At 65.8% G+C, this 22,912-nt stretch carries 20 protein-coding genes; 8 read left to right on the top strand and 12 right to left on the bottom strand.

Annotation, left to right across the window (positions count from 1 at the left end; translation table 11 throughout):
• The first annotated feature begins 3 nt into the window (after positions 1 to 3).
• Positions 4 to 2,100, top strand: a complete 2,097-nt coding sequence (locus QTI66_RS00500; protein ID WP_286556691.1) for a site-2 protease family protein — start codon at positions 4 to 6, stop codon at positions 2,098 to 2,100.
• An 859-nt stretch (positions 2,101 to 2,959) separates the two neighbouring features.
• Here QTI66_RS00500 and QTI66_RS00505 read toward each other — a convergent pair.
• The 3 genes from QTI66_RS00505 to QTI66_RS00515 form a co-directional block, all read right to left on the bottom strand.
• The gene (locus QTI66_RS00505; protein WP_353506173.1) at positions 2,960 to 3,409 is read right to left on the bottom strand and encodes a hypothetical protein; all 450 of its coding nucleotides are present in this window, start codon (positions 3,407 to 3,409) and stop codon (positions 2,960 to 2,962) included.
• An 11-nt stretch (positions 3,410 to 3,420) separates the two neighbouring features.
• Positions 3,421 to 4,218 (bottom strand): DUF2092 domain-containing protein, encoded by a 798-nt coding sequence (locus tag QTI66_RS00510; RefSeq protein WP_286556692.1) that lies wholly within the window; start codon positions 4,216 to 4,218, stop codon positions 3,421 to 3,423.
• 186 nt (positions 4,219 to 4,404) lie between these two features.
• Positions 4,405 to 5,256 (bottom strand): bile acid:sodium symporter family protein, encoded by an 852-nt coding sequence (locus QTI66_RS00515; RefSeq protein WP_286556693.1) that lies wholly within the window; start codon positions 5,254 to 5,256, stop codon positions 4,405 to 4,407.
• Between the two features lie 151 nt (positions 5,257 to 5,407).
• On the opposite strand from QTI66_RS00515, the gene QTI66_RS00520 reads away from it, so the two are divergent.
• From QTI66_RS00520 to QTI66_RS00535, 4 genes are all read left to right on the top strand, one after another.
• Positions 5,408 to 7,078, top strand: a complete 1,671-nt coding sequence (locus QTI66_RS00520) for a mechanosensitive ion channel family protein (RefSeq protein WP_286556694.1) — start codon at positions 5,408 to 5,410, stop codon at positions 7,076 to 7,078.
• A gap of 209 nt (positions 7,079 to 7,287) precedes the next feature.
• On the top strand, positions 7,288 to 8,940 hold the full coding sequence (locus tag QTI66_RS00525) for an isovaleryl-CoA dehydrogenase (protein WP_286556695.1): 1,653 nt from the start codon (positions 7,288 to 7,290) through the stop codon (positions 8,938 to 8,940).
• Between the two features lie 81 nt (positions 8,941 to 9,021).
• Positions 9,022 to 10,530 carry a class I adenylate-forming enzyme family protein gene (locus tag QTI66_RS00530; protein WP_286556697.1) on the top strand — a complete coding sequence of 503 codons (1,509 nt, stop codon included), beginning with the start codon at positions 9,022 to 9,024 and terminating at the stop codon, positions 10,528 to 10,530.
• A gap of 55 nt (positions 10,531 to 10,585) precedes the next feature.
• The gene (locus QTI66_RS00535; protein ID WP_286556698.1) at positions 10,586 to 11,899 is read left to right on the top strand and encodes a serine hydrolase domain-containing protein; all 1,314 of its coding nucleotides are present in this window, start codon (positions 10,586 to 10,588) and stop codon (positions 11,897 to 11,899) included.
• Here the strand turns inward: QTI66_RS00535 and QTI66_RS00540 are convergent.
• Positions 11,893 to 13,188 (bottom strand): acetyl-CoA hydrolase/transferase family protein, encoded by a 1,296-nt coding sequence (locus QTI66_RS00540; RefSeq protein ID WP_286556699.1) that lies wholly within the window; start codon positions 13,186 to 13,188, stop codon positions 11,893 to 11,895. The two genes, QTI66_RS00535 and QTI66_RS00540, sit on opposite strands and share 7 nt — an antisense overlap.
• Positions 13,189 to 13,270: 82 nt before the next feature.
• On the opposite strand from QTI66_RS00540, the gene QTI66_RS00545 reads away from it, so the two are divergent.
• Positions 13,271 to 13,861 (top strand): GAF domain-containing protein, encoded by a 591-nt coding sequence (locus tag QTI66_RS00545; RefSeq protein ID WP_286556701.1) that lies wholly within the window; start codon positions 13,271 to 13,273, stop codon positions 13,859 to 13,861.
• Between the two features lie 15 nt (positions 13,862 to 13,876).
• Here the strand turns inward: QTI66_RS00545 and QTI66_RS00550 are convergent, their stop codons facing one another.
• From QTI66_RS00550 to ada, 7 genes are all read right to left on the bottom strand, one after another.
• Positions 13,877 to 14,797: an aldo/keto reductase gene (locus QTI66_RS00550; protein WP_286557781.1), complete on the bottom strand. Its 921-nt coding sequence runs from the start codon at positions 14,795 to 14,797 to the stop codon at positions 13,877 to 13,879.
• Complete coding sequence (locus QTI66_RS00555) at positions 14,794 to 15,720, bottom strand: alpha/beta fold hydrolase (protein ID WP_286556703.1); 927 nt, start codon at positions 15,718 to 15,720, stop codon at positions 14,794 to 14,796. Before QTI66_RS00555 ends, QTI66_RS00550 begins: the two co-directional genes overlap by 4 nt.
• 20 nt (positions 15,721 to 15,740) lie before the next feature.
• Entirely contained in the window at positions 15,741 to 16,412 is a 672-nt protein-coding gene (locus QTI66_RS00560; protein ID WP_286556705.1) for an alpha/beta hydrolase family protein, read from the bottom strand.
• A gap of 30 nt (positions 16,413 to 16,442) precedes the next feature.
• The gene (locus QTI66_RS00565; RefSeq protein ID WP_286556706.1) at positions 16,443 to 17,645 is read right to left on the bottom strand and encodes an ammonium transporter; all 1,203 of its coding nucleotides are present in this window, start codon (positions 17,643 to 17,645) and stop codon (positions 16,443 to 16,445) included.
• Positions 17,646 to 17,798: 153 nt separating this feature from the next.
• Positions 17,799 to 18,473 carry a DNA oxidative demethylase AlkB gene (gene alkB, locus QTI66_RS00570; protein ID WP_444814931.1) on the bottom strand — a complete coding sequence of 225 codons (675 nt, stop codon included), beginning with the start codon at positions 18,471 to 18,473 and terminating at the stop codon, positions 17,799 to 17,801.
• Position 18,474: 1 nt separating this feature from the next.
• Complete coding sequence (locus tag QTI66_RS00575; protein ID WP_286556708.1) at positions 18,475 to 19,239, bottom strand: 2OG-Fe(II) oxygenase; 765 nt, start codon at positions 19,237 to 19,239, stop codon at positions 18,475 to 18,477.
• Positions 19,236 to 20,318 carry a bifunctional DNA-binding transcriptional regulator/O6-methylguanine-DNA methyltransferase Ada gene (ada, locus tag QTI66_RS00580; protein WP_286556709.1) on the bottom strand — a complete coding sequence of 361 codons (1,083 nt, stop codon included), beginning with the start codon at positions 20,316 to 20,318 and terminating at the stop codon, positions 19,236 to 19,238. The genes QTI66_RS00575 and ada overlap by 4 nt, the downstream gene beginning before the upstream one ends.
• Before the next feature lie 151 nt (positions 20,319 to 20,469).
• Between ada and QTI66_RS00585 the strand changes: the two genes are divergently transcribed.
• A complete protein-coding gene (locus QTI66_RS00585; RefSeq protein WP_286556710.1) occupies positions 20,470 to 20,943 on the top strand; it encodes a GFA family protein in 474 nt (157 codons plus the stop codon).
• Positions 20,944 to 21,025: 82 nt separating this feature from the next.
• Positions 21,026 to 21,679 carry a dioxygenase family protein gene (locus QTI66_RS00590; protein WP_444814932.1) on the top strand — a complete coding sequence of 218 codons (654 nt, stop codon included), beginning with the start codon at positions 21,026 to 21,028 and terminating at the stop codon, positions 21,677 to 21,679.
• 143 nt (positions 21,680 to 21,822) lie between these two features.
• Here QTI66_RS00590 and QTI66_RS00595 read toward each other — a convergent pair whose 3' ends face one another.
• On the bottom strand, positions 21,823 to 22,908 hold the full coding sequence (locus QTI66_RS00595) for an ABC transporter ATP-binding protein (RefSeq protein WP_286556711.1): 1,086 nt from the start codon (positions 22,906 to 22,908) through the stop codon (positions 21,823 to 21,825).
• Positions 22,909 to 22,912: the final 4 nt, after the last annotated feature.

A 22,912-nucleotide genomic window follows, 5' to 3' on the forward strand; every position in this document is an offset into this window, starting at 1 on the left:
CCCATGCAAGCGATCGCCGATCTTCCCTTGCCGCCCTTGCGCGAAGACCTGCGTTTGAGCGAGGCGGCCGCAGGGCAGGGCGGCGAGCCGACCTGGGTCATCCAGGACACGGTGATCAATCGCTTCTACCGCATCGGTTGGCTCGAGTTTGAATGCCTTGTGCGCTGGGGCCAGACGCCGCGTCTCATCAGCGAGCAGATCGCCAGCCAGACGGCGCTGAAGCCGGATGTCGACCAGGTGCTGGACTTTCGGCGCTTTCTCGATCAGCACCAGTTGCTGCGACCCGGACCCGAGGCCGTTGACCGCCTGCGCCAGCGCAGCGAAGGCAATCCGTGGCTGACGTGGAAAGGGTGGCTGCACCACTACCTGTTCTTTCGCATTCCGCTGGTGCGGCCGCAGCGTTTGCTCGGCAGCATGGCGCGGCGCCTTGGCTGGCTGTTCCATCCGTTGACGGGCTTGCTCGTGATCGCGTTGAGCGTGCTGGGGTTGATCCTTGTTGCCCACCAGTGGGATGCGTTCAAGAGCGCGGTGGTCGAATCATTTTCGGCGGAAGGGGCGCTGGGCTTCGCGCTGGCACTGGCCTTTGGCAAGACCTTGCATGAACTCGGTCATGCGCTGGTCGCGACGCGCCTGGGCCTGAAGGTCGCGCACATGGGGGTGGCTTTCGTGGTGCTGTGGCCCATGCTCTATACCGACACGGGCGAGGCGTGGAAGCTGCGAAGTTCGAAGCAGCGCCTGGCCATTGCCGGCGCGGGCATCCTGACGGAGATGTCGCTCGCGGGCCTGTCCACCCTGGGCTGGGCGGTGACGGAGCCGGGCTCGTTGCGCGACGCGTTCTTCTACCTTGCCACGACCAGTTGGGTGCTGACGATCGCGCTCAACGCCAGCCCGTTCATGCGATTCGACGGCTACTTCATCCTGTCGGACCTGCTGGATTTTCCCAACCTGCACGAGCGCGGCCAAGCCATGGCGCGGGTGGCGCTGAGGCGCGGGATCCTTGGCCTGCCGGACGAATGGCCGGAGCCGTTTCCGGCATCGCAGCGGCGCATGCTGATCGCCTTTGCCATCACCACGTGGGTCTATCGGCTGGTGATCTTCACGGGGATCGCCGTCACTGTTTACCTGCTGTTCTTCAAGGTGTTGGGGATCTTCCTGTTCCTGGTGGAGATCACATGGTTCATCTTGCTGCCGGTGTGGCGCGAACTGAGTCAATGGGGTGCGCGACGCGCCGAGGTTTCCATGAAGCGCCGATTCATTCTTGGTCTGTTCCTCGCGGGCATCGTGGTGTTGCTGGCCTTGCCGTGGCAGACGCAGATCCACGCCTACGGCATGGCGCGTGCCGAACACCAGATGCGGGTGTTCGCGCCGTTTCCCGCGTTGATCCGGGACATTCGCAAGGTCGGCCCGACACGCAGCGGCGAGACGCTGGTGGTGCTGGAGCAGCCTGACATTGCCGAGCGCATGTCGCGCAGCGATGCGGGAGTTCGAAGTTACAGCGCGCGGCTTACGGGGCTGCTGGCCGAGCCGGCGGGGTTGACCGAGGAAGCGGCCACGCGTGAGCGGCTGGACGTTCAAATTCAAGAGGGGCGCGCAGCGCGTTCGGAGATTGCGCGCCTGACTTTGCAGGCGCCCTTTGCCGGCGAGTGGCGCGATGTCGATCCGAATTGGCAAACCGGCCAGTGGGCAGGGACGAAGACCGCCATCGGTGTCGTCGTCGATCCGTCGAGCTGGCAGGTCGATGGCTACGTCAAGCCCGATGAAGTGCATCGCCTGTCGGTGGGCGCGGGCGTGCGTTTCTATCCGCAAGGGCACTTCACACCCATTGAAGGCCGCGTGCTCGCCATCGGAAGCACGCGCGTCTCGCAGCTTGACCATCCGATGCTGGCCGCCAAGTTCGGTGGTCCGCTCGCGACGTCGAAGCAGGGCGAGGCGCTGGTGCCGACGCCGGCGCTGTTTCATGTGCTCGTGCAACTCGACGCGGCGCCGCCGGGCGAACAGGAAACGCGCGGGCATTTGCAGATCGATGGCGCGCGCCGAAGCTTGCTGGTGGAAGGGGGCACGCAACTGTTGGCTGTGCTCAGGCGTGAAAGTGGCTTTTGAGGATAGGCTGGCGTTCGACTTGCGAATGAGGGCGCGGGTGTCGTTTGCGGTGTGAAATGTTGGCCTGTGCCTTGAGCCTTGTGCCTTGTGCCTTGTGCCTTGTCGTTGTCGTTGTCGTTGTCGTTGTCGTTGTCGTTGTCGTTGTCGTTGTCGTTGGCGTTGACGTTGGGGGGGCGCCGCGGCAGGTGGTCTGCGGCGCGGGCTCATCCGGGGCGGTCGATGCTGCGCATCGACTGCACTGCGGTGCTCGGTCGCGGGGCGCGGTGCAGAACTCACTGCGCGCGCCTTCGGCCCGCTCCGTTCAAACAGCTGCACCGAGTCAGTTCACGAAGCGCGTGTCCTTCGGCACGCGCCGCCCCGCGCCCTGCGCTCCTCGTCGCCCCGGAAATCGCCCGCGTCGCAGACCACCTGCCGCGGCGAGATACGTCGTGCTTGTTCAAAGAGAGGGGAGCGGAATGCCGTGCAGCTATGACCGTTGTAGCGCACGGCGTCGGCGTCGCACCCCCACACCGTTTCCAGAGCAAAGGCGCCTGCGGACCCGGCGTGACGCGCCTCTGCAGCGCCGAGAAGCGGAGTGCGACCGGCCTGCACGCGTGCCGAAGGACACGCGTGCTTCGTGATCTGACTTGCCGCGGCTGTTCGAGCTCAGTGAACGCAGTGAACGTCGCGAGTTCCGCGGCAGGCCGGTCGCGCGAGCATCGGAGGGCAGTCGGTGCGCAGCACCGACCGCTGCAGTGGCGCGTCACGCCGGGTCCGCGGGCGCCTTTGCGTCGGGCGCAAACTCAGCAAACAGCGACACGGGCACCTCTGCATTGCGCGCACTCGCCCCCCAACCGCCAACTCAAATGCCCATCGTCATTCAGGGATTGACCACAACGTACTGAACCTGCGTCCCCACGTACTGCGGCTGGTAATACACGCCGCCGCATTGCTGGTACACGACGCCACCCATGTTCACCTGCGAGCAACTCGGCGGAAGGGTGCGGACGATCGAGCCCACGACGGCCGCAGTCGTCGCCACCGCTGCAGTGGCCACAGCGGCCGTGGCCACGGGGTGGTAGTGACGATCCACGTCCACGTCGACGTCCACGTGCCGGTTGGTGTTGACGTTCACGTTCCGGTTGGCATTGACGTTGGTGTTGCGGTTGACGTTGGCGTTGGTATTGCGGTTCACGTTCGCGTTGTGGTTGACCGAGGTGCGCGTGTTGCCCGCAACCTGGCGGGCCGCGGCCTCGTCAACCGTCGCCACAGAGAGCGCGGCGCACATGCCCAGCGCCATGATCCCTGGAACAAGAAATCGTTTCATCATGACTGCTCCGTTCAATTGGCGGCAACCTTCTTCAGCTCGATCTTGACGGCACCCTTGGATGGCTTGTAGGTGAACTCGGATGCCGCCGGATGCGCGTTCAGGTTCCAGCTCAGCACGGCCGAGTATTGCGGTTGCTGGGGCTGGTCGGTGGTGGTGATCACCATCTTGCGGGGCAGGGGCTGCGCGCCTTTCTGCACCCACACCTGCCAGTCCACGCCGGCTTGCCGCATGGCGAAGTGATCGCAGTCGACGCCGTTGACGCGGGCAGGTCCGATGTTGGCCGCGCCGGTGACGTTGTTCACGCTGTCCTCGTTGGTGCCCCACATGAACAGGTCCGCCATCGGCATCTCGATGTCGTAGTCGTTGGCCAGGCGCGTCACCAGCTGGCCGACCGTGCCGCTGACGGGAACGCTCGCGTAGTAATCCATGCGTGGCGCGGCCTGGGTCAGCGTCTTGCCGTCGAAATAGAAGTCGCGCCACACGCGGTCGCTGCGAACGCCGGCACGCAGCTTGTCGGGACTCACGAAGCGGTATTCGACGGCGCCGGCAAACTGAATCTTTTGCCCGCTGTCGAGCACTTCGTCCGTGGTCGTTTGCGCGGTGACCACGAATGACTTCAGCGTGCGCAGATAGGCGCTCATCTGCTTGAGTCGATCGAGCACGGCGGTATCGCGCTCCACCGGCGCGCTTGCGGCCGGTGCAGCCGCTGGTGCGGGTGCGGGTTTCGAAGCCTGGCCCGAAGGCGCGGCGGGCCCCGCCGCCGGTGTCTGCGCGCACGCTGCCTGCAAGACAGCGGCACCGACAATCACGGCCCTCAAAACCCATGGGCGTGTGCAAGGTGGCGCTGCGTGGAAGGGTGGCTTTGTCACTACCGGGCTCCTTTTGAAATCGATTCCCAAAGGTGTTGATGAACGCTGTTCATCGGCACGTACAGCCACGCTGCCAAACCAGTCTCGCAGGGCGATTTGTGCTTGTCAAACCAGATTGGTAACGAGCTAAACACCAACGCTTTCTTGCCATTTCATGTATGCAATGGACACCACGACGCCCAGCACAAGGTAGAGAAGGATCGCGACGGCGATGCTTTGATTGCCTGGATAGTTCGCGGTCGCCAAGCCGATGGCGATGCCCGGATGGCGCGATGCCGTCGACATCGCGAGCACGATGCGGTCCTCGCGCACGGGACCACCGAGCAGGTGGCCGACGACGAGGCCGATGACGATGAACGCGAACATCGCGATCAGCGTTGCCTGCACGCCGACCAGCGAGAGGATCGCTTCGCGCACCGCATAGAGAACGACAAGGCCCGCCACCGCCAGCAGGATGCCCGCGATCAACTTCATCGGGCGCGCAATTCGTTGCGCAATGGCGGGCGCGATGCCGCGAAAGATCATGCCGACCACCAGCGGTGCAATGGCCCCTTTCAACACCATCAGCGCGATGACATGCGGTGGCATGGCCAGCGGTCTGGAAAAGTAATGGCCCAGCACATTCAGCGAAAAGGGAATGATGGCAACTGCCAGGATGGCCATCGTGACCATCAAGCCCAGCGCAAAGGATGCGCTGCCGCCTGCCTTGTCCTGCTTCTTTGGCAGCAGCGGCGGAATGGGCGAGATCGCGAGGCACACCAGCGCGATCTTGACCTCGTCCATGACACCCAGCGCCCGGCTCAGGCCCAGGGCGACGACCGGCATGATGATGAACATGGCGACCAGGGCGCGCAGCAGGCGCGTGGGCCGGCGCCACACATACATCACGTCGCGGACCGTCGCTTCCAGCCCGAACGCGAAGACCGTCACCATGACGCTCGCTTGCAGGGTGAACAGGATCAGATCATGAGGATTCATGGCGGTCCGGCTGAAGTCCAGTTCCGCGCGATCAAACCACATCCGGCCTTCATCGTCCATTCGCAAGCGTCATGCGTTCGGCGACACTAGCGCGGCGATCCGGGCCGCTATCACAACGCAATCGGTGACGAGGTACTCAATGAGTGAAGCAATGAAACTCGTGGAACAAGGCGTTCCTGTCGATGCCCCCGAGGCGGGGATGCCGCACGCGAATGGCCGGCGGCTCCGGCGTATGGCGATGTGGCTGGCTCTGTCGCTGCTGCTGATTTTCCTTGGGGGCATCGTGCGCGCCGCCGATACGCCGGCCGAAGACGATGGCGTGCCGTTGACGGTGGCCAACCGCAAGGTCTTCATCTTTCATGCGCCGCTCTTCGGCCTCACGCCGCAGCAGCGGGCCAAGCGCGCCAAGGAGCGCATCGATGCCTTGCCGGAATCGCGCTTGCGCTCGCCGGTGGTGATCGAGCCTTTCATGCGCGAGGGCACGCCCGGTGTGGCGGTCATGATCGAGGGCGCACCCATCTTCTCGCTGGTCGAACGCGACCTCGAGCCGGGCGATCCGCCGCTGGAGCAGGTCGCCGCCGCGGCCGGACAGCGCCTGCACGACGCGCTGCAGGTGCGCTGGGACCGGGGCGGCAAGCACCTTCTCGTCATGTCCATCGTCTGGGTGGCCGCGGCGACGGCGGTTGCGGTCCTGCTGCTGGTGGGCTTGCAGCATTTCGCCGTCGTCGTGTTCGATCGCACGTTGCGGCTTCGCCAGCGCGTCGCGCAGCGCTCCTTCATGGACGTGCGCCGCATCGGCGTTTCGGTGCTCGTGCACCTGATCGACTGGGTCAAGTACGCATTGATGTTCGTGGTCGTCTACGTGTGGCTGGCTTACTCGCTCAGCCAGTTTCCCTACACTGAGCCTTGGGGGGAGAGCCTGGGCAGGTGGCTGCTGTCGATTGCCGAGCGCGTGGTGCTGGGCGTGATCCACGCGGTGCCGGACCTGGTCATGGTGGCGTTCATCGCAGTGGTCACGCACCTGCTGGTTCGGGGCCTGCATGCGCTGCTGGATGCTGCACAGGCCAGCGGCGTGCGTTCGGCTGCGCTGCAGCCCGACACCATCGGCGCGACGCGGCGCCTGTCTTCGGTGTTCGTGTGGTTGTTCGGGCTGGTGGTGGCCTATCCCTTCCTGCCGGGATCGGGGTCGGACGCCTTCAAGGGCGTGAGCGTGCTCTTTGGCCTGCTCGTCACGCTCGGGTCGTCGGGGCTGGTCTCGCAGGTGATGGGGGGCTTCGTGCTGATCTACACGCGGGCACTGCATCCGGGCGACCTGGTGCAGATCGGAGACACCGATGGCCGTGTCGTGGAACTCGGTGCCTTGTCGACCAAGATCCGCACGCGGCTGGACCATGAGGTAACCATTCCCAACTCGGTCGTGATCAGCTCGCGCATCGTCAATCTCAGCGAAACGACCGATCGCGCGGGCTCGTCGCTGGCCACCTCGGTGACGATCGGCTACGACACGCCATGGCGCCAGGTGCATGCCATGCTCGAACTGGCGGCCGGGCGCACCACCGACGTGCTCAAGAAGCCGGCGCCATCCGTGCGGCAGACGGCGTTGCAGGACTTCTACGTCGCCTACGAGTTGAACGTCTTCATGCGGCAGGAGGCGTCCAAGGCGGAGACGCTCACCGAGTTGCACAGCCACATCCTGGATGTGTTCAACGAGCACGGCGTGCAGATCATGTCGCCGAACTTCCGGGCGCAGCCTGATCAACTGGTGCTGGTGGACAAGCAGAACTGGTATGCAGCGCCGGCCCGGCAGGCTGACGCGACTTGAGGGGCGTTACTCGCCGATTTGCGCAAACCCGAACAAATGCACACTTCGATGCTCCGGATTCGACAGCATCCACTGCAAGCCGGCCGGCTGCCAAGGGCAGCGCCGCCCATCTGACGTCCGCTACAGCACTCACCAAATCCGAACACCTCCCGCAGTCGTTTTCCCTAGACTTTCGGGTTGACAAGAAACCCGCCGAATCGGAGGAGGACATGACCTGGCAGACGCACGAAATCACCAACCAGTTCGACGAACTGAAGGACTACAACCTCTACGACACCGACGCTGTGCTGCGTGAGGCCATGGCACGCGCCGGCGCCGGCTGGGCCGAGCCGCAACTGAGCGCCTTCGGCCAAACGCTGGGCAAGGCCGAGACCTGGCAAGCCGGTGCCGATGCGAACCACTACAAGCCCGAGTTCAGCGCCTTCGACGCTCGCGGCCGTCGCATCGACAGCGTGACCTTTCATCCGAGCTGGCACCAGCTGATGGCGGGGTACCGAAGCGAAGGCCTGGTTTCGCTGCCGTTCCGTGACGTGCAGCAGCAAGGCCGCTGGGCCGCCTGGGCCGCAGGCTTCTACCTGCAAGGCCAGGTCGAGGCCGGCGTGTTGTGCCCGGCCACGATGACGCAGGCCGCCATCCCGGTGCTGCAGAAAGAGCCGGCGCTGTGGGAGAAGTACGGCGCCAAGCTGATGAGCAACGAGTACGACCCGCGCGACATCCCCATGGACCAGAAGAAGTCCGTCTGGATCGGCATGGGCATGACCGAGAAGCAGGGCGGCTCCGACGTGCGCGCCAACACCACCACCGCCACGCCCATCAGCGCGGGCGGTCGCGGTGGCGAATACCTCATCCGCGGCCACAAGTGGTTCTTCTCGGTGCCGATGAGCGACGCGCACCTCGTGGTCGCGCGCACGCAAGAGGGCGGTCATTCGTGCTTCTTCGTGCCGCGCTGGAAGCCGGACGGCACCAAGAACCCGGTGCAGATCCAGCGCCTGAAAGAGAAGGTCGGCAACCGCAGCAACTCCAGCAGCGAAGTCGAGTTCCAGGACGCGTGGGGCGTCATGATGGGCGAGGAAGGCCGCGGCATTCCGACCATCATTGAGATGGCGACGTACACGCGTCTGAACTGCGTTGTCGGCAGCTCGGGCTTCCTGCGGCAGGCGACGGCGCAGGCCATCGGTTATGCACGCAAGCGCAAGGTGTTCGGCAAGCTGCTGGTCGAGCAACCGCTGATGCGCGGCGTGCTGGCCGACCTGGCGCTGGAAAGCGAAGCGGGCCTCGTGCTGTCGATGCGCCTGGCCGAAGCCTTCGAGCACGGCGACGACCCGGCGCAGCGCGTGTGGAAGCGCGTGATGACGCCGGCCGCCAAGTTCTGGATCTGCAAGCGCGCGGTCGAGATTTCGGGCGAAGCCATGGAAGTCTTCGGTGGCAACGGCTACGTGGAGAGCGGCCCCATGGCCCGCATGTTCCGCGAGGCGCCGGTCAATTCCATCTGGGAAGGTTCGGGCAACGTGATGTGCCTGGACGTGATGCGCGCCATCGCCCGCGAACCCGATGCCGCCCATGCGCTGCTGGAAGAACTGGCCGCCGATGCGGGTGGCGACAGCCGCATCCTGGGTGAACTGCAAGCGTTGCGCGACATGCTCATGCAACCGCCCGAGCAACTCGAAGCGCTCGGCCGCCGCTTCACGCAGCGCCTGGTGATCGCCGCACAGGCGACGCTGCTGCGCAAGGTGTCGCCGGGCTTCGTCGCCGATGCCTTCGTCTCGACTCGCCTGGACCCGCAATGGGGCCGCGTGGTGGGTGCGATCGACACGCGCGCCATCGACGTCGACGCCTTGCTCCAGCGCGCACTTCCGGCCTGAGCGCTCACCGTTTGAACACAGCCTGCGCAGCACAGGCGGATGTGCTGCACCCCAAAAATTCCATTGAATGGAGGAGACACCATGAACCTGATTTCAATTTTCGACGCCAACGTGCGCAAGTCGCCGGAGAAAGCCTGCCTGCGCTTTGCAGGTACCACCGCAACCTATGAGCAAGTGCAATCGCGCTCCCGCCAGGCCGCCCATGCGCTCGCCGGCCTGGGCGTCAAGCGCGGCGACCGCGTCGCGCTGATGTGCTTCAACACACCCGGCTTCGTCTACGCGTTGATCGGTGCGTGGCGGCTCGGCGCCACCGTGGTGCCGGTCAACCACAAGCTGCAGGCGCCGGAAGTGCGCTACATCCTCGAGCACAGCAAGTCACGCATCTGCATCGGCGACGGCGCACTCGCACCGGTGATCAGCACGCTGACGGACGCCGCCACGTGCCTGAGCACCGATTCGCCCATCGCCGGCCTGCAGGACTTCGACGCGCTGCTCGCAGCTGCACCCTCGACGCCGCTCGAAGACGAACTGGCCGATGAGAACGCGGTCGCCGAGATCCTCTATACCTCGGGCACGACCGGCCGGCCCAAGGGCTGCGTGCACAGCCACCGCACCGTCGTGCTCTCGGCCATCAATGCGGCGCTCGGCGTGTCCATCACGCGCGACGAAGTGACGCTGATGGCCATGCCGATCTGGCACGCCTCGCCGCTGAACAACTGGCTCAACGGCACGCTCTACATGGGCGGCACGGTGGTGCTGCTGCGCGAATACAAGCCGCTCGACTTTTTGAAGGCGGTGCAGGACGAGCGCGTCACGCTGTACTTCGGTGCGCCCGTTTCCTTCGTGGCGCCGCTGCAGGTGGTGCCGAACTTCGCCGAGTTCGACTTGTCGAGCGTGCGCGCCTGGATCTATGGCGGCGGCCCCATCGGCGCGGACCTGGCGCGCAAGCTGGCCGTGGCCTACAAGAGCGAGACCTTCTTCCAGGTCTACGGCATGACCGAAGCCGGCCCCGTCGGCACGACGCTGTATCCGGAAGAGCAGGTCGCCAAGGCCGGCTCCATCGGCCGCTCGGCCGGGCCGGCGGTCGACATGCGCGTGGTGCGCGAGGACGGCCGCGACGCATCGCGCGGCGAGACGGGCGAGATCTGGCTGCGCACCGAATCGGCCATGCAGGGCTACCTGGACGACCCCGAAGCCACGCGCAAGGCCTTTGCCGACGGCGGCTGGTACAAGAGCGGCGACATCGCACGCATCGACGAAGACGGCTACCTCTTCATCGTCGACCGCATCAAGGACATGATCGTCACGGGCGGCGAGAACGTGTATTCGAAGGAAATCGAGGACGTGCTGAGCGGCCATCCCGAAGTGGCCGACGTCGCCGTGATCGGCGCGCCGCACCCTGAGTGGGGCGAAACCGTGGTGGCGCACATCGTGGCCGCCAAGGGCTGCAGCCCGACGGGTGAATCGCTGCGCGAATACCTGGGCGACAAGCTTGCCAAGTACAAGATTCCGCGCGATTGGGTCTTCGCCAATACCTTGCCGCGCACGCCCACCGGCAAGTTGCAGAAGTTCCTGCTGCGCAAGTCCTGAAGCCCATTTCAACAAGATCCGGGCCTGCAAAAGCAGTGTCCCAGGGAGGAGATCCATGATCAGGATAAGCATTTGTGCAGCCATCGCTGCATTCGTCGCCGGCGCTGCGATGGCGCAAGCCCCGCAACCTGCGCCGGACCCGGCCGCGAGCGATCCCGCGGCCCTGGGCTGGATGCAGGGCTCGCCGCCCGCGGCCGACAAGACCATTCGCTACATCGACGGCAGCTTCTACAAGTTCCCGCAGACGCGCTGGTCGTTCGCGCACTGGAACCAGTTCATGCCTTCGACCGACATTCCGCGCGGCGACGGCAAGGTTTTCCAGTTGCCGCGTGCCGAGCGCAAGGACATCGCCGCCTTGAGCTTCCAGCCCGCCAACGGTGGCAGCGCCATCACCTGGGAACAGGCACTCGCGGCCAACTACACCGACGCCGTGGTCGTGCTGCACAAGGGCCGCATCGTCTACGAAAAGTACTTCGGCGTGATGACGCCGCAAACGCGCCACATCGCGTGGTCGGTCACCAAGTCCTTCTTCGGCACGCTGGCCGAGACGCTGGTGAGCGAAGGCAAGCTCGATGCGAACGCCAAGGTCACGCAGTACATCCCGGAACTGAAGGACTCCGGCTTCGGCGACGTCACGGTGCGGCAGGTCATGGACATGACCACCGGCATCAAGTTCTCCGAGAACTATGCCGATCCGAACGCCGAGATCTGGGGCTACGTGCGTGCCGGTAGCGTGCTGCCGCGCCCGCCCGGCTATGCGGGCCCGCAGAACTTCTACGACTTCGCCAAGACGGTGCAAAAGGATCCGGAGACCCAAAGCAATTTCCGCTACCAGACCGTCAACACCGACGTCATGGGCTGGCTGATCCGCCGCGTGACGAACAAGAGCGTGGGTGACTTGCTGTCCGAGCGCATCTGGTCGCGGATGGGCATGGAGCGCGACGCCATGATGGTCGTGGACCCCAGTGGCAACGAGTTCGCCGGCGGCGGTCTGCTGCTGACCACGCGCGACATGGCGCGCTTTGGCGAGATGATGCGCAAGGACGGCCAGTTCAACGGCCAGGCCATCCTCCCGAAGGCCGTCATCGACAGCATCCGCCAGGGCGGCGATCGCGCCGGCTTTGCGCGTGCCGGCTACACCACCTTGCCGGGCTGGAGCTACCGCGACATGTGGTGGGTGTCGCACGACGACCATGGCGTTTTCGCGGCGCGCGGCGTGCATGGCCAGACCATCTACATTGACCCGAAGGCGCAGATGGTCGTTGCGCGCTTTGCCTCAGCGCCCGTCGCGGCGAACGGCGCCAGCGATCCGGCGATGCTGCCGGCATTCAGGAAGCTCGCCGACCACCTGATGGGCGCGGATCAGTAAAGCCGCAGGCTCGCGGCCTGCGCCGCGAGCTCTTCGCGGAACGCCGGGTGCGCGATGCCGATGAGCTCATGCGCGCGCTGCTTCGCCGACTTGCCGCGCAACTGCGCCACGCCGTATTCCGTCACCACGTAGTTGATGTCGTTCTTGCTCGTGGTGACGTGCGTGCCCGGCGAGAGCACCGGAACGATGCGCGAGATGGTGTCGTTCTTCGCCGTGGAGGGCAGCACGATGAAAGCCTTGCCGCCCCTGGACCGGTTGGCCGCACGCACGAAGTCCGCCTGCCCGCCAGTGCCCGAGTAGGGCGATGAACCCAGGCTTTCCGATCCGCATTGCCCCAGCAGGTCGATCTGCATGGTCGCGTTGATGGCGATCAGGTTGTCGTTCAGGCCGGCCAGCGCGGGGTCGTTGGTGAAGTTGACCGGGTGCATCTCCAGCGCCGGGTTGCGGTGCATGTAGCGGTAGAGCTTGCTCGAGCCCAGCGCAAAGGTCGCGATCATCTTGCCGGGCAGGTAGTTCTTGCGGCTGTTGGTCACGGTGCCGCTTTCGACCAGCGACATGATGCCGTCGCCGATCATCTCCGTGTGAATGCCCAGGTCGCGCTTGTTGGTGAGTTGCATGACCACCGCGTCGGGGATGCCGCCGTAGCCGATCTGCAGGGTCGATCCGTCGTCGATCATGTCGGCGACGTACTTGCCGATGGCCTGCTGCACGATGCCGATCTTGGGCAGGCCCACTTCCATCACCGGGCTTTCATCCTCGATGAGCGCGGTGACCTGCGAGATGTGGACGCGGCACGCGCCAAAGGCAAAGGGCACGTTGGGGTTGACCTCCAGCACGATGGCGCGCGCCTTCGCCACGGCCGCCATGGTGTAGTCGGCGCCCAGGCTCAGCGCCAGGTAGCCTTCTTCGTCCATGGGCGAGGCCATGCTGAAGACGACGTCCGCCGCCATCAGGCCGCGTTCGATCATCACGGGGATCTCGGAGAAATAGTTGGGAATGAAATCGACCCAGCCCGCCTGGCCGCCTGCGCGTGTGGCGCCGCCGTAGAAATACGCGACGTGGCGGATGTGTTCGGTCGTCTCGGGGTCGATGTAGCCGTACTTGCGCATGGCCAAAATTTGCCCGACCTTCACGTCCCGGAAATCGAGCTTTTGCTCCGACAGCGCCGTGAGCAGGTTGGGCGGTTCGCCGACGCCCGTGGGCACGACGATGAAATCGCCGTTGCGCACATGGCGCACGGCCTCTGCGGCGGTGGTGCGCCGCGCCTGGTAGTCCTCACGTGCCGTCATGTCCCGGATCCTTGAACGCGATGATTGAGCAAGCCTGATTTAACCCAAATTTCGTCCCCACCGCACTTCGTAGAATCGAGCGATGGTTTTTCACAATCACGATTACGCGCCGGATGCGCTGGAAGTCAAGATCTCCGAATTGCTCGTGGCCACGCCCGACGCGAGCGATGCCCTGATCGACGAGTCCGTTCCCGAGGTGCTGCGCCTGCTGCGCGAGCACCTGAAGATGGACGTGATCTTCGTCTCTGAATTTGTGGACGGGCGCCGCGTGTTCCGCCGCGTCGAGGCGCGGACCGACGCCCGGGTGATCGAGGCCGGGCAGTCCTCGCCGCTGGAAGAGTCCTTTTGCCAGCGCGTCATCGACGGCCGGCTTGCGCGGATGGTGCACGACGTCGCGGCGCTCGCCACCTTCGACGAACTGCCGACGACGGACTTTCCGATCGGTGCGCACCTGAGCACCCCCATCGTGCTGAACGACGGCCGCGTCTACGGCACGCTGTGCTGCTTCAGCTTTGCGCCGAACCACGAACTGACGCAGCGCGACCTGCGCAAGCTCGAACTGTCGGCGCAGCTCACGGCCAAGAAGATCAACGAGCGACTGGCGCGCGAAGCCGAGAAGACGATGGCGAAGTGGTCGCTTCAGCCGCAGACGGATTTCTCCAGGCTGCGCTGATCGGCGCCGGGCTGCTCAGCCCAGCACCGACGCCCCGTGCTGCTGCCAGAAGGCCGCGTCAGGCATCGCGCCCATGCCGGCCTTGGCGTTGTCCGCCATGTGTTCCGCACGGCCGGTGCCGGGGATCGTGCAGGTCACGGCAGGGTGGGTCAGCACGAACTTGAGCAGCACCTGCGCCCAGCTCGTGCAATCGATTTGCGCCGCCCAGTCGGGCAGCGGCTTGCCCCGCAGCTTGCGCAGCAATCCACCCCCGCCGAAGGGCATGTTGACGATGGCCGCGACGCCGCGTTCGGCCGCCAGCGGCAGCAGGCGCTGTTCGGCCTCGCGCTGGTCCAGCGAATAGTTGATCTGCAGGAAGTCGAGCTTCTCGGCGCGCAGCACCGCCTCGACGTCGCCATAGGCCGACGAGGTGTAGTGCGTGACGCCGACGTAGCGCACGCGGCCCTGCGCTTTCCAGGCGCGGATGGTCGCGAGCTGGGTGCGCCAATCGACGAGGTTGTGGACCTGCATCAAGTCCATCTTCGTGGTCTTCAGGCGCGCGAAGGATTGCTCCATCTGCGCGATGCCGGCGTCGCGCCCGTTCGTCCACACCTTGGTGGCCAGGAAGGCCTTGGGATGCGTCTTCGCGGCGGCCAGCAGATCGCCGGTGGTGGTCTCCGAGCGGCCGTACATGGGCGAGCTGTCGATCATGCGGCCGCCCGCTGCGAACAAGGCGTCGAGCACGCCGGCAAGGCCTGCGTATTCCGGCGTGCCGGGTGAACGGTCGAATCCCATCCACGTGCCGCAGCCGATGACGGGCATTGCTTCATTCGTTGCTGGAATGGGGCGGGTGTGCATGGTGCTGGTGGCGGCGGCGACGGGCCGCGCCAGGCTCAAGGGTAGCGCGCCACGCACGCAGGCGCCAAGTGCCATCCGCAGCAGCCGCGCGCGTGTCAGGCCTTCGCCCATGGCACGGACAGGAAGGGCAGTACGTGTTCCAGCAGCACGTCGGGCGCTTCTTCGGCGATGTAGTGGCCGCAGGGCAGGGGCTGGCCGCGCACGTCGCGCGCTGCCTTTTGCCATTCTTCCAGCGGCTTGAAGCACTTGTGGACCACGCCCTGTGCGCCCCACAGGGCCAACATGGGCTGTTGCACCAGGCGCGCGGCGTCGCGGTCGGCGCGGTCGTGCTCCAGGTCGATGCCGGCTGCCGCGCGGTAGTCCTCGCAAACGCCGTGCGCAGCGCCGGACAGCGCGATGCAGCGCTCGTACTCGGCAAGCGCCCGCGGATCGAAAGGCGACAGGCCCGCGCTTCGACGGCCCATCACGTCGCGAATGTAGGCTTTCGGGTCCGCCTCGATCAGCCGCTCGGGCAGCGGCGCGGGCTGGATCAGGAAGAACCAGTGCCAGTAGGCCCGCGCAAAGGCTTCGCTGGTTTGCTCGTACATGGCGACGGTGGGCGCAATGTCCAGCGTGACGAGCCGCCGCACGGCCTGCGGATGGTCGACGGCCAGCCGGTGCGCGACCCGCGCGCCACGGTCGTGGGCCAGCACGTCGAACTGCGTGAAGCCCAGATGGCGCATCAGCGAAATGAAGTCGTTCGCCAACGTGCGCTTGGCGTAGTTGGCGTGATCTGCGTCACCGGGCGGCTTGGACGAATCGCCGTAGCCGCGCAGGTCGGCGGCAACGACGGTGAAACGCTGGGCCAGCGCCGGCGCGACCTTGTGCCAGATGGCGTGGGTCTGCGGATGCCCATGCAGCAAGAGCAGCGGCGGCCCGTTGCCACCGACGACGGCAGCAATGTGGATGCCTTCGCTGACCTCGACGAGGCGGTCTTCGAAGCCGGGGAACAGGGCCTGGGTGACGGGGCTGGCGGTGGTCATGGCGCGATTCTGCGCGCCGTTCAGTCCAGCATCCAGTGGGCCATGCCGTCGAGCACTTCCTGCATGACTTCGGCGTCCGTTCGGCCGGTGCGCTTGAGCACGTGGAAGGAATGGTCAGCGTGCTCGATCTTCATGAGCGTGGCGATGGGGCCGAGCTTTTCGACCACGGGCACGAGGTGCGTCCAGTACGCGAGCTTGTCCTGCGTGCCCTGCACGAAGAGCATGGGCACCTTCACGTTGGCAAGGTGCTCGGCGCGCGTGATCGCCGGTTGGTCCGCGTTGTGCAGCGGAAAGCCGACGAAGACGAGCCCGCGTACGCCGGGCAGCGGCTCCAGCGCCTGGGCCTGTGAAGTCATGCGCGCACCGAAGGACTTGCCTCCCGCAAACAGCCGCTGCGCGCCCGGCAGGTCCGCCGCGAAGCGCACCGCCGCTCGCACGGCCGCATGCGCGACCGCAGGCGTGTCCGTGCGCTTCTTGCCTTGCTCCATGTACGGAAACTGGTAGCGCAGGGTGGCGATGCCGCGACTGGCCAGTCCCGCCGCCACCTCCGCCATGAAGGAGTGCGCCATGCCGGCACCCGCGCCGTGGGCGAACACGTAGCAGGCCTTGGCATCGGCGGGCGCCTGCACGATGCCGGAAACCGTCTGGTCGTCGCTGACCTGGATCTGGACGTTTGTCGTGGGGTCGTTCATGGACCCGATGATGAAGGAACCCTGCCAGCCTTACCAGTTGACTTCACGCTCCGGCGTGGCCGAGACGTGGTGGATCGACAGGTCGGCGCCGTTGTATTCCTCTTCGTGCGACAGGCGCAGGCCCATCGTGGCCTTGAGCGTGCCGTAGACCACCGCGCCCGCGACCAGGGCCCACACGACGCCGATGGCCACGCCGATGACTTGGGCAGTCAGGCTCACCCCGCCGATCCCGCCCAGTGCCTTCTGCCCGAAGATGCCCGCCGCGATGCCGCCCCAAGTGCCGCACAGGCCGTGCAGGGGCCAAACGCCCAGCACGTCATCGACCTTCCACTTGTTCTGCGTGAGCGTGAACATGACGACGAAGATCGCGCCCGCCACGGCGCCCACCACCAGCGCACCCAGCGGGTGCATCAGGTCGGAGCCCGCGCAGATCGCGACCAGACCCGCCAGCGGGCCGTTGTAGACGAAGCCGGGGTCGTTCTTGCCGAGCGCCAAGGCCGCCAGCGTGCCGCCCACCATGGCCATGAGCGAGTTCACCGCGACGAGGCCCGAGATCTTGTCGATGGTCTGCGCGCTCATCACGTTGAAGCCGAACCAGCCGACGCACAGCACCCACGCGCCCAGCGCCAGGAAAGGGATGTTCGACGGCGGATGCGCGCTCAGCGAGCCGTCGCCGCGATAGCGGTTGCGGCGCGCGCCCAGCAGCACCACGGCCGGCAGCGCCAGCCAGCCGCCCACCGCATGCACGACCACCGAGCCGGCGAAGTCATGGAACTCGTGGCCCGTGACGGAGGCGATCCAGCCCTGGATGCCGAAGGCCTTGTTCCACGCGATGCCCTCATAGAGCGGATACACAAAGCCCACGATCACCGCCGTGGCGATGAGCTGCGGCCAGAACTTGGCGCGCTCGGCGATGCCGCCTGAAATGATCGCGGGAATGGCCGCCGCAAAGGTCAGCAGGAAGAAGAACTTGACCAGCTCATAGCCGCTCTGGCGCGCCAGGTCTTCGGCGCCGACGAAAAAGTGCGTGCCATAAGCCACGCCGTAACCCACGAGAAAGTAGACGACGGTGGAGACCGAGAAATCCACCAGGATCTTGACCAGCGCATTGACCTGGTTCTTCTTGCGCACCGTGCCAAGCTCCAGAAAAGCAAAGCCCGCGTGCATGGCCAGGACCATGATGGCGCCGAGAAGAATGAAAAGGGCGTTGGCGCCCTGAAGTAGTGCATCCATGAAGATTGAAGGTCCGTAAGTGCTTTTGAATGGTGCGTACCGAATCCCTGAACGGTATCGGTGCATCTGAAGCAACTTCGGTGCCTGCAAGCATTCTTGTGGTGCGTCAGCCTTGAGATGGTGCGCACCTGAACGATGCGCGGCGCGCGGCGGTCAGCCGGCTTTGCGGAACGTCAGGTTGATGCGGCGCTCGCCCAACAAGGGATGGACGCCATGCTTGAGCGCCTCGACGCCGTGGTAGCGCAGGCGCGCCGCGCCGCCCCAGACCACCACGTCGCCGTGCGCGAGAGGCACCTTGAGCGGCCGTTCCTTGCGCGTCGGTCCGCCGAAAAGAAAGACGGCCGGCAGGCCCAGCGACACGGAGACGATGGGATGCCCGTAGTCCCGCTCGTCCTTGTCCTGATGCAGCGTCAGCCGCGCGCCGGGCTCGTAGATGTTGACGAGGCAGGCGTCGGGCTCGAAGTCCGGGAAGCCCGCCATTTCGGCCGCGTGCCGGGCCAGCGCGCGAAAGGCGTCCGGCATCGCCGGCCATGCAGCGCCGCTGAGGGGATCGGCGGCCGCATATCGGTAACCCCGACGATCGCTGACCCAGCCCAAGGGGCCGCAGTTGCTCATGGCCACGGACATGCGCAGGCCGCCCGGCGTTTCCATGTGGCGCGGCGGTGCGGCGGCCAGCACGTCGTGCACGCCCGCCAGCAGCGCGTCCTGCGTCGGCAGGGCGGCGCGTCGCAGCACGACGGCGCCGGGCGCGAGCGGGATCACCGAAGGCCGTTGCGCGTCTGCGTCGTCGACGTCCGCAAACAGGGCCATCGTCTGGCCGGTCGTCATTTCAGGTCGCATCGTGAAAGATGATGCCTGCCGTATGCCTCTTGCCCCGCAACAGCCGGCTGACCCCGTGGCGAAGATTGACGCGGTAAATGCCCCGGGTGCCGCTCACCGGTCGATGGTGCACCGCGATCACGGCGGCGTCGCCTTGTCGAAGGGGCAAGACCATCGGCCGCGATTGCATGCGCGGGCGCTGCTCTGTCATCACGAACTCGCCGCCTTCGAAATCGCGCCCCGGCTCGGACAGCAGCAGCACGAGCTGCAGCGGAAAGACATGCTCGCCATAGAGATCCTGGTGCAGGCAGTTGTAGTCGTCCACGCCGTACTGGAGCAGCAGCGGAGTGGGGAGCAACTGGCCGGCGGCGTGACACCGTTCAATGAACTCGGCATGGCGCGCGGGAAAGCGCACGTCGATGCCCATGGCGTGGTGCCAGCGGTTGGCAATGGGCGTCAGGTGCGGGTAGACGGACGCGCGAAGGCTGGCCACGATCGGCGGCAGCGGGTAGTCGAAGTACTTGTATTCGCCGCGTCCGAAGCCATGCCGGGCCATCACGACGCGGCTGCGGAACACGCCTGCGTTCAGGTCTTCATCGACGGTGTACAGGGCTGCGAGCTGATCGCATTCGTCGGGCGTGAGCAAGCGCTTGATGAGTGCGTTGCCCTCGGCGTCGAGGTCGTCGGCCACGCGAGCCCAGTCAAGTGCATCGACGCGTGCGGGGATGTCCGGCACGCGCGTCGCCGCGTCGGGCGCAAGCGCCAGCGCCTTCATGCGGTCGCCTCTTCGCGCGCTTCCCGCGCCAGCAGGGCGCGCTTGCGTTCCACACCCCACCGATAGCCGGACAAGGCGCCATCGCTGCGCACCACGCGGTGGCACGGAATCGCCACCGCCAGCGTGTTGGCGCCGCAAGCCTGCGCCACCGCGCGCACTGAAGAGGGCGAGCCGATACGTTCGGCGACCTGCGCGTAGCTGGCCGTCTCGCCGGCGGGAATGTCGCGCAGGGCCCGCCACACACGCTGCTGGAAGGCGGTGCCGCGCACGTCCAGCGGCAAGTCCAGGCCCAGGGACGGCGCTTCGACGAAGCCGACCACCCGGGCCACCAGCTGCGCGAAGTCCGCGTCGTCGCCCACCAGCGTTGCGTTCGCAAAGCGATCCTGCAGTTCGCGCGCCAGCGCATCCGGATCGTCGCCGAGCAGGATCGCGCAAACGCCTCGCTGGCTGCGGGCCACCAGGATGGCGCCCAGAGAACATTGGCCGATGGCAAAGCGGATCTCGACGTCCGTGCCGCCCGCACGGTAGCTGGTGGGCGTCATGCCCAGCAGTTGGTCCGCCTCGCCATAGAAGCGGCCGCCCGAGTTGTAGCCGGCGTCGTAGATGGCGTCGGTCACGGTGCCCTTTCGCACCAGCCCTTCGCGAACGCGCCGGGCCCGTTGCGCTGCCGCATAGGCTTTGGGCGTGACGCCGGTGATCCGCTTGAAAAGGCGATGCAGGTGCCAGGCGCTCATTTGCGCTTGGTCAGCCAGCTCTTCCAGGGTCGGCGCCGTGTCGGCCGTCTCGATGTAACGGCAAAGCTTCGCGATCAACTCCGCCTGCACCTTGAGTGGCGAGATCTGGTCCGGCTTGCAGCGCTTGCAGGGGCGAAAGCCTGCGCGCTGCGCTTCTTCCGCCGTGGCGTGAAAGCGGATGTTTTCGGGCTTGGCCGAGCGTGCGCCGCAACTGGGCCGGCAGAACACGCCGGTCGTTCGTACCGAATAGAAGAAGTGGCCGTCGACGCTGGCATCGCGCGCCTGCACTTGCGCCCAGCGGGGGTCTGCCATCGTTGCCGCGGCGAGTGTTTGGGTGTCGTTCATGGGATTGCCTGCCTTTGTATTTGAAACGAATGGGGCCACTCTAGGCGCGAGTGGCCGGGGAAACACTCCGGCTCTTGCTGTCAAATTCAGGCGGCCCATGCGGCAGGTAGAAGGCGAAAATGCCGGAACGCTGACTCCGGAGCCGTGACGCATGGACGATTGGCAACTTCCCTGGGACGGCGGCTGTCGCTGCAGCCAGACCCGCATCCGCATCACCGAGCCGCCCCTGCTCGCGATGGCGTGTCATTGCACCGGTTGCCAGCGCATGAGCGCCAGTGCCTTTTCGCTTTCCATCGCCATTCCGCGCAACGGCTTCTATGTGACGTCGGGTGATCCGGTCATCGGCGGCATGCACGGCGCGACGCGGCACTTCTTTTGTCCGCATTGCAAGAGCTGGATGTTCACGTGGCTCGACGTGAGCACCGAATTCGTCAATGTGCGCCCCTCGACGCTCGACCACCATGACTGGTTTGTGCCTTTCGTCGAAACGTACACTGACGAAAAGCTGCCTTGGGCCAGCACGCCAGCCGTTCACAGCTATCGCGGCTTGCCCCATCTGGATGACTATGCGCGGCTCATCGAAGCCTATGCGCGGCAGGCCGCACGCCCCGGAGTCAGGTCATGAGCAAGATACTGAAGATTGCCCGCTGTGTCTGGTTCGATGGCCTGCGCCGGATGATGCGCTTCAAGGAACTCGACGGCTCGACATGGCTCACACGACGATGAACGACACGCCCAACTTCCGGGGCATGCCCCGACGCACGATTGCTGCCGCGGCCCTGGTCGCGTTTCCTTCCCTCTGGCTCGGCGCCCGCGCACAACAGCCTGCAGCGCGCCGCGCCACGCCGTCGCAGACCGAGGGGCCGTTCTACCCGGTCAGCCTGCCCGCGGATTCCGACAACGACCTGTTGCACAACGGCTCGCTCAACTACCAGCGCGGCGAGGCCACGTGGGTGGATGGCGTGGTCACCGATCTCGCGGGCAAGCCGGTGAGCGGCGCGCTGGTGGAAATCTGGCAGTGCGACGAGGCCGGCCACTACCACCATCCGGGCGACGGCGACCGCGCCGACCGGGCCTTCCAGGGCTTTGGCAAGGTGACGGTCGATGCGCAGGGACGCTATCGCTTTCGCACGATCCGTCCCGTCGCGTACAGCGGGCGAACGCCGCACATCCACGTGAAGGTCAAGCTCGCCAATCGCGAATTGCTGACGACGCAGCTTTACATCAAAGGCGCGCCAGGGAACGCGCGCGATTTCCTGTGGCGCAGCATGCCCGAAGCAGACCGCGCCGCAGTCACCGTTCCGTTCGATCGCGCAGCCGATGGATGGAAAGCGAACTTCCCCATCGTCGTCGCCGCCTGAGCGCCTTTTCTCCCTCTCTTACTCCCTCTCCCTCCGGGAGAGGGCAGGGGTGAGGGCTCCGAGCAGTCGAACACGTGAGGCGCCGGACAAGCCCGCAGCCCTCACCCTGACCCTCTCCCAAACGGGAGAGGGAAATGAATACCTCATGCCGCCAGCAACCGCAAGCCACTGTCCCGATCAAACACATGCACATGCGCCGCCTGCGGCCGCACCGAGATCCGCTCACCAGGACGCACAACCACCCGTTCACGAAACGCCGCGACGATATCCTGCGCACCAACGCGCAACGCAATCTGCGTCTCACTGCCGGTAGGCTCAACCACGATCACCTCCGCAGGCAAGCCATCGCCGTGCTGCGTGATCTCGAAGTGCTCAGGCCGCGCGCCATACACCACGCGATGGCCATGCGTCACGGCCGGCGTGCCTGGCAGCGGTAAGCGAAGCCCGTCGTCCGTGATCACCTGCGCGACGCCAGCCTCGCCCGACAGATCGATGCGTCCCGCGAGGAAGTTCATCGAAGGCGAGCCGATGAAGCCGGCGACGAAGGCATTCACCGGCCGGTCATACAGTTCCAGCGGCGAGCCAACCTGTTCAATCACCCCGTCTTTCAGCACCACGATGCGATCCGCCATCGTCATCGCCTCGACCTGGTCGTGCGTGACGTAAAGCGTCGTGGTGCCCAGCCGCTGGTGCAGCGCCTTGATCTCGGTGCGCATCTGCACGCGCAGCTTGGCGTCGAGATTGGACAGGGGCTCGTCGAAGAGAAAGGCGCGCGGCTTGCGCACGATGGCGCGGCCCATCGCCACACGCTGGCGCTGGCCGCCCGAGAGCTGCCGCGGAAAGCGCCCGAGCAAGGCATCCAATCCGAGAATGGCCGCCGCCTCGCCAACGCGCCGCCGGATCTCTGCCTTGTCCAGCCGCTGCAACGAGAGCGAGAAGCCCAAGTTCTGCTCGACCGTCATGTGCGGATACAGCGCGTAGTTCTGGAACACCATCGCGATGTTGCGATCCTTCGGCGCCACGTCGTTCACGAGGTCGTTGCCGATGCGGATCTCGCCATCGGAGATCGGTTCGAGCCCCGCCAATGCACGCAGCAGCGTCGACTTGCCGCAACCCGAAGGCCCGACGAGCGCGACGAACTCGCCCTCTGCGATGTCCAGGTCGATGCCGTGAATGACGGGCGTCGTGCCGTAGTGCTTGACGATGTTGCGAAGCGTTATGGAAGACATGAAA

The sequence above is a fragment of the Variovorax brevis genome (genome assembly GCF_030317105.1).
In the GTDB taxonomy this organism is placed as follows: domain Bacteria; phylum Pseudomonadota; class Gammaproteobacteria; order Burkholderiales; family Burkholderiaceae_C; genus Variovorax; species Variovorax brevis.

Bases quoted from the DNA above. Each gene is read 5' to 3' on its own strand.
- QTI66_RS00500 (WP_286556691.1), top strand. From the start codon at position 4: ATGCAAGCGATCGCCGATCTTCCCTTGCCGCCCTTGCGCGAAGACCTG.
- QTI66_RS00505 (WP_353506173.1), bottom strand. From the start codon at position 3,409: ATGATGAAACGATTTCTTGTTCCAGGGATCATGGCGCTGGGCATGTGC.
- QTI66_RS00515 (WP_286556693.1), bottom strand. From the start codon at position 5,256: ATGAATCCTCATGATCTGATCCTGTTCACCCTGCAAGCGAGCGTCATG.
- QTI66_RS00520 (WP_286556694.1), top strand. From the start codon at position 5,408: ATGAAACTCGTGGAACAAGGCGTTCCTGTCGATGCCCCCGAGGCGGGG.
- QTI66_RS00525 (WP_286556695.1), top strand. From the start codon at position 7,288: ATGACCTGGCAGACGCACGAAATCACCAACCAGTTCGACGAACTGAAG.
- QTI66_RS00530 (WP_286556697.1), top strand. From the start codon at position 9,022: ATGAACCTGATTTCAATTTTCGACGCCAACGTGCGCAAGTCGCCGGAG.
- QTI66_RS00535 (WP_286556698.1), top strand. From the start codon at position 10,586: ATGATCAGGATAAGCATTTGTGCAGCCATCGCTGCATTCGTCGCCGGC.
- QTI66_RS00540 (WP_286556699.1), bottom strand. From the start codon at position 13,188: ATGACGGCACGTGAGGACTACCAGGCGCGGCGCACCACCGCCGCAGAG.
- QTI66_RS00545 (WP_286556701.1), top strand. From the start codon at position 13,271: ATGGTTTTTCACAATCACGATTACGCGCCGGATGCGCTGGAAGTCAAG.
- QTI66_RS00555 (WP_286556703.1), bottom strand. From the start codon at position 15,720: ATGACCACCGCCAGCCCCGTCACCCAGGCCCTGTTCCCCGGCTTCGAA.
- QTI66_RS00560 (WP_286556705.1), bottom strand. From the start codon at position 16,412: ATGAACGACCCCACGACAAACGTCCAGATCCAGGTCAGCGACGACCAG.
- QTI66_RS00565 (WP_286556706.1), bottom strand. From the start codon at position 17,645: ATGGATGCACTACTTCAGGGCGCCAACGCCCTTTTCATTCTTCTCGGC.
- alkB (WP_444814931.1), bottom strand. From the start codon at position 18,473: ATGACGACCGGCCAGACGATGGCCCTGTTTGCGGACGTCGACGACGCA.
- QTI66_RS00575 (WP_286556708.1), bottom strand. From the start codon at position 19,239: ATGAAGGCGCTGGCGCTTGCGCCCGACGCGGCGACGCGCGTGCCGGAC.
- ada (WP_286556709.1), bottom strand. From the start codon at position 20,318: ATGAACGACACCCAAACACTCGCCGCGGCAACGATGGCAGACCCCCGC.
- QTI66_RS00585 (WP_286556710.1), top strand. From the start codon at position 20,470: ATGGACGATTGGCAACTTCCCTGGGACGGCGGCTGTCGCTGCAGCCAG.
- QTI66_RS00590 (WP_444814932.1), top strand. From the start codon at position 21,026: ATGGCTCACACGACGATGAACGACACGCCCAACTTCCGGGGCATGCCC.
- QTI66_RS00595 (WP_286556711.1), bottom strand. From the start codon at position 22,908: ATGTCTTCCATAACGCTTCGCAACATCGTCAAGCACTACGGCACGACG.